Genomic DNA, 4,797 nt, shown 5'->3' on the forward strand with positions numbered 1-4,797 from the left:
CCCCTCGCCCGCGCGCCACCGTGCCTGTCGAAAGAGAGGCGACCCACCATGCCGCTGCATGTCCCTCCGGCACCGCCCGCCGCCCTGCGCACCGTACTGGCGGCCCTCGGCACACCCGCCGCCGTCCGTGATCCCCGAACGCCGTCCCTGCGCGGCGCCCAGGGGCCCCTCAACCCCGAACTGCCGCTGCCGGTCCATGTGCTGGACAGAATCACGGCGGACGGGACGCCCGTCGTCCGGCTCGCCGGGTGGCGCTTCCTGATCCGCTCCGGCGACCACGCCGTGGCCGCCGCGGAGACCCTGGAGACGGCCGAGGGCTGGGCCTTCTCCCACTTCTTCGAGGGCCCCTACGTCACGTCGACCGAACGCGCGCTGCGTCAGGCCGAGGAGGCGGGACAGCCGTACCAGCCCCGCCTGCTGTCCGTGCCCGGCCTGTACATGCTGACGCTCTGGCTGCACGCGGACCCCGAGGCGGACGCCGCGACGGGGCTGCCCGACGCCCTGGACCTGCTGATCCCGCTGGCCCCGGCCCCGCCGGGGATCGCCAGCCACCGTCCGCACCGGGTAGCGGAGCTGCTGCCGCTTCTCACCCGCCGGGTGGGCCCGGCGGGCCCGCCGCCGGTCCTGCGTCCGGCCGCCTGACCTCCGTCCACCGCCGCGCGCCGCGCCCCCACGGCCCCGTGCCGCGGGGGCGCGGCGCGTGTCGGGCCCGAAGTGACCAGACCCGTACCACCCGTTCGAACCACCCGGAAGATCTACGCACTTGGCACGAACCGCCCGCACGGGTGGTGCGTCCTGAACCGATGAGGGGGCGTACCGCGAAAACCCTGCGGAACGCGCGCCGTGAGCGCAAAACTTGTCCGCACGACGTCATACGGGGGGCGGCCTTGTACAGCCGCGACACAAAAGCCGAAGCGTCCACCACAGAACGAGAGAACCCGACCATGTGCCAGCACCAGCCGCCGTGCCCGACAGCCGACTCCCCCGACCGGGAATCCGCCCGCCTCGTGGCGCACCACCCCGAGCAGGGCTGGAGCCTGCTGTGCAACGGAGTCGTGCTGTTCGAGGACACCGGAGAGCTCCTGCCGGACGGCCGCGTCATCGCGCCGCACCGGTTCGCCACCGCGGTCTGAGCCCGGCCGGGAAAGCGCGAGGGCCGGCCGCGGCGCCGAAGCACCGCCACCGGCCCTGACCCCGCGCGGCGCGGCGCCGCGCGGGGAGGGACTGTCCGTCCCTCAGTTGTCGTACGCGTCCAGCGGCGGGCAGGAGCAGACCAGGTTCCGGTCGCCGAACGCCTGGTCGATGCGCCGCACCGGCGGCCAGTACTTGTCCGGCATGGAGACGCCGCCCGGGAAGACGGCCGTCTCCCGCTCGTAGGCGTGCGTCCACTCGCCGGACAGCGTGCCCGCGGTGTGCGGCGCGTTGCGCAGCGGGTTGTCCTCGGCCGGCCACTCGCCGGCGCCGACCTTCTCGATCTCCGCGCGGATGGCGATCATCGCCTCCACGAAGCGGTCGAGTTCGGCGAGGTCCTCGGACTCGGTCGGCTCGATCATCAGCGTGCCTGCGACCGGGAACGACATCGTCGGCGCGTGGAAGCCGTAGTCGATGAGCCGCTTCGCCACGTCGTCGACCGTGACGCCGGTGGCCTTGGTCAGCGGGCGCAGGTCGATGATGCACTCGTGCGCCACCAGGCCGCCGGGGCCGGTGTACAGCACCGGGTAGTGCGGCTCGAGCCGCTTGGCGACGTAGTTGGCCGCGAGGACCGCGACCTGGGTGGCGCGCTTGAGGCCCTCGCCGCCCATCAGGCGGACGTACGCCCAGGAGATCGGCAGGATGCCCGCGGAGCCGAACGGCGCCGCCGAGATCGGGCCGACGCCCGTCTCCGGACCGGCGGCGGGCTGCAGCGGGTGGTTCGGCAGGTACGGCGCCAGGTGCGCGCGCACGCCCACCGGGCCGACGCCCGGGCCGCCGCCGCCGTGCGGGATGCAGAAGGTCTTGTGCAGGTTGAGGTGCGAGACGTCGCCGCCGAAGTGACCGGGCTTGGCGAGCCCGACCAGCGCGTTCAGGTTGGCGCCGTCGACGTACACCTGGCCGCCGGCCTCGTGGACCTGGGCGCAGATGTCGGCCACGTGCTCCTCGAAGACGCCGTGCGTCGACGGGTAGGTGATCATCAGCACCGACAGCTGGTCGCGGTGCTTCTCGATCTTGGCCCGCAGGTCGTCGACGTCGATCTCGCCGTCGTCGGCGGTCTTGACCACGACGACCTTCATGCCCGCCATCACGGCACTGGCGGCGTTGGTGCCGTGCGCGGAGGACGGAATCAGGCAGACGGTGCGGTCCAGGTCGCCGTTGGCCCGGTGGTAGCCGCGGACCGCGAGCAGACCGGCCAGCTCGCCCTGGGAGCCGGCGTTGGGCTGCAGGGAGACCTTGTCGTAGCCGGTGACCTCGGCGAGGCGCTCCTCCAGCTCGCGGATGAGCGTCAGGTAGCCCTCGGCCTGCTCGGCCGGGGCGAAGGGGTGCAGCGCGCCGAACTCGGGCCAGGTGACCGGCTCCATCTCGGTGGTCGCGTTGAGCTTCATGGTGCAGGAGCCCAGCGGGATCATGCCGCGGTCGAGCGCGTAGTCGCGGTCGGAGAGCCGGCGCAGGTAGCGCAGCATCGCCGTCTCGGAGCGGTGCTGGTGGAACACCGGGTGGGTGAGGTAGACGTCCGTGCGCAGCAGGTCCTCGGGCAGGCCGTCGGCGGCCGTGCCGTCCAGCGCCTCGACGTCGCCCTCGACGCCGAAGGCGGCCCAGACGGCCTCCAGCTGCGCGCGGCCGGTGGTCTCGTCGCAGGCGGCCGAGAGGTGGTCGGCGTCGACCAGGCGGAGGTTGACGCCCCGCTCGCGGGCGGCCTCGACGACCTCGGCGGCCCGGCCCTCGACCCGCGCGGTGACGGTGTCGAACCAGGCCTCGTTGACGATCTCCACCCCGCCGGCCCGCAGGCCCGCGGCGAGGATGTCGGCGTACCGGTGGGTGCGCTCGGCGATGCCCTTGAGCCCGTCCGGGCCGTGGTAGACGGCGTACATGCCGGCCATCACGGCGAGCAGGACCTGCGCGGTGCAGATGTTGCTGGTGGCCTTCTCCCGGCGGATGTGCTGCTCGCGGGTCTGCAGCGCCAGGCGGTAGGCCTTGTTGCCGTCGGCGTCCTGCGAGACGCCGACGAGGCGGCCGGGCAGGTTGCGGGCGAACTGCTCGCGGACGGCCATGTAGCCGGCGTGCGGGCCGCCGAAGCCCATCGGGACGCCGAAGCGCTGGGTGGTGCCGACGGCGATGTCCGCGCCGAGCTCGCCCGGCGAGGTCAGCAGGGTCAGTGCCAGCAGGTCGGCGGCGACGGTGACGACGGCGCCGAGCTCGTGGGCCTGGTCGATCAGCGGCTTGATGTCGCGGACCGCGCCGGAGGCACCGGGGTACTGGATCAGCACGCCGTTGATCTCGCGGCCGGCGACCTCGGCGGGGATGCCCTGGGAGAGGTCGGCGACGACGACCTCGACCCCGGTCGGCTCGGCGCGGGTTTGGATCACGGCGACGGTCTGCGGCAGCGTGTCGGCGTCGACCAGGAACAGGCCGTTCTTCTTCTTGCCGACCCGGCGCGACAGGGCCATGGCCTCGGCGGCCGCGGTGCCCTCGTCGAGCAGCGAGGCGCCGGAGGTGGGCAGACCCGTCAGGTCGGCGACCATGGTCTGGAAGTTGAGCAGCGCCTCGAGCCGCCCCTGGGAGATCTCCGGCTGGTAGGGCGTGTACGCCGTGTACCAGGCCGGGTTCTCCATGACGTTGCGCAGGATCACCGGCGGGGTGAAGGTGCCGTGGTAGCCCAGGCCGATCATCGGGGCGAGGACCTGGTTGCGGTCGGCGAGCTCCCGCAGTTCGGCCAGCACCTCGGCCTCGGTGCGCGCGCCCGGCAGGTCGAGGTCGTCGGCGTTCTTGATGACGTCGGGGACCGCGGCGGCGGTCAGCTCGTCGAGCGAGCCGTAGCCGACCTGCGCCAGCATCTTGGCGCGGGAGCCCTCGTCGGGGCCGATGTGACGCTGCTCGAAGGGGATGCCCTGCTCGAGCTGGGAGAGCGGGGTGCGAGGGGCAGTCATGGGCTGAGGCCTCCTGGTCTGGCGCGACCTTCGGGGGGCACCACGGCTGTGGGGTGCCCGACGGCCTCCCCCTCTGTCATCACGACCTGAGAGCTTCACCGGCCGCCCGAGGCGCCCGGCTTTCACCGTCGGTGAGAGCGGCGGACATCCGGAGGACCGGCGCCGCTCTGCTTTCCAGAGTGACCTCGTCCGCGCGGTACGTGTGCCTGAGAGATTCCGGGGAGGATTTGCTCCTTCGGCGCCTCCGAAGACTCTCGGAGGACTCTCCCGCGCGGGGTCAGCAGCCACTGCCCAGCCTACCAGCGAGGCTGTGGAGTGGGCTTTCGAGTGGCCGCCGCCCGGAAAGTGCACTTTGGTGGTCCCGACGGCTGCGCTGCGTCATGAGCCGCGACCAGAAGGAGGGAACGTGCAGACAGACATCGATCCCCGGAGCCTGATAGGCCGCAAGGCGTTCGACTGCGACGGCAACCGCATCGGCACGGTCGACGAGGTGTACCTCGACGACGCCACCGGTTCCCCCGAATGGGCGGCGGTGCGGACAAGTCTCTTCGGTCGCGACGTCTTCGTCCCGCTGGAGACGAGCGAGCTGGTCGAGGGCGCGCTCCGCGTCCCCTACGGCCGCGCCCACATCAAGGACGCCCCCGGCTACGGGGTGGGCCGCCACCTCTCCCCCGAG

The 4,797-nt window shown here is 72.6% G+C and carries 4 protein-coding genes and 1 riboswitch; of the genes, 3 read left to right on the plus strand and 1 reads right to left on the minus strand.

Annotated elements, in window-relative coordinates; genetic code table 11:
* The first annotated feature begins 48 nt into the window (after positions 1 to 48).
* Together ACOV8S_RS28180 and ACOV8S_RS28185 are read left to right on the plus strand one after the other, a co-directional pair.
* A complete protein-coding gene (locus ACOV8S_RS28180) occupies positions 49 to 642 on the plus strand; it encodes a hypothetical protein (protein WP_448321302.1) in 594 nt (197 codons plus the stop codon).
* A gap of 302 nt (positions 643 to 944) precedes the next feature.
* Positions 945 to 1,133, plus strand: coding sequence for a DUF5999 family protein (locus ACOV8S_RS28185; protein WP_351118295.1), 189 nt, complete (start codon positions 945 to 947; stop codon positions 1,131 to 1,133).
* Positions 1,134 to 1,235: 102 nt separating this feature from the next.
* Here ACOV8S_RS28185 and gcvP read toward each other — a convergent pair whose 3' ends face one another.
* Positions 1,236 to 4,121: an aminomethyl-transferring glycine dehydrogenase gene (gene gcvP / locus ACOV8S_RS28190; protein WP_448321303.1), complete on the minus strand. Its 2,886-nt coding sequence runs from the start codon at positions 4,119 to 4,121 to the stop codon at positions 1,236 to 1,238.
* 184 nt (positions 4,122 to 4,305) lie between these two features.
* A riboswitch (glycine riboswitch) is annotated at positions 4,306 to 4,401 on the minus strand.
* Positions 4,402 to 4,527: 126 nt separating this feature from the next.
* Between gcvP and ACOV8S_RS28195 the strand changes: the two genes are divergently transcribed.
* A partial coding sequence (locus ACOV8S_RS28195; protein WP_448321305.1) for a PRC-barrel domain-containing protein occupies positions 4,528 to 4,797 on the plus strand: 270 nt, incomplete at its 3' end.

This window comes from Streptomyces sp. CO7 (genome assembly GCF_053474865.1).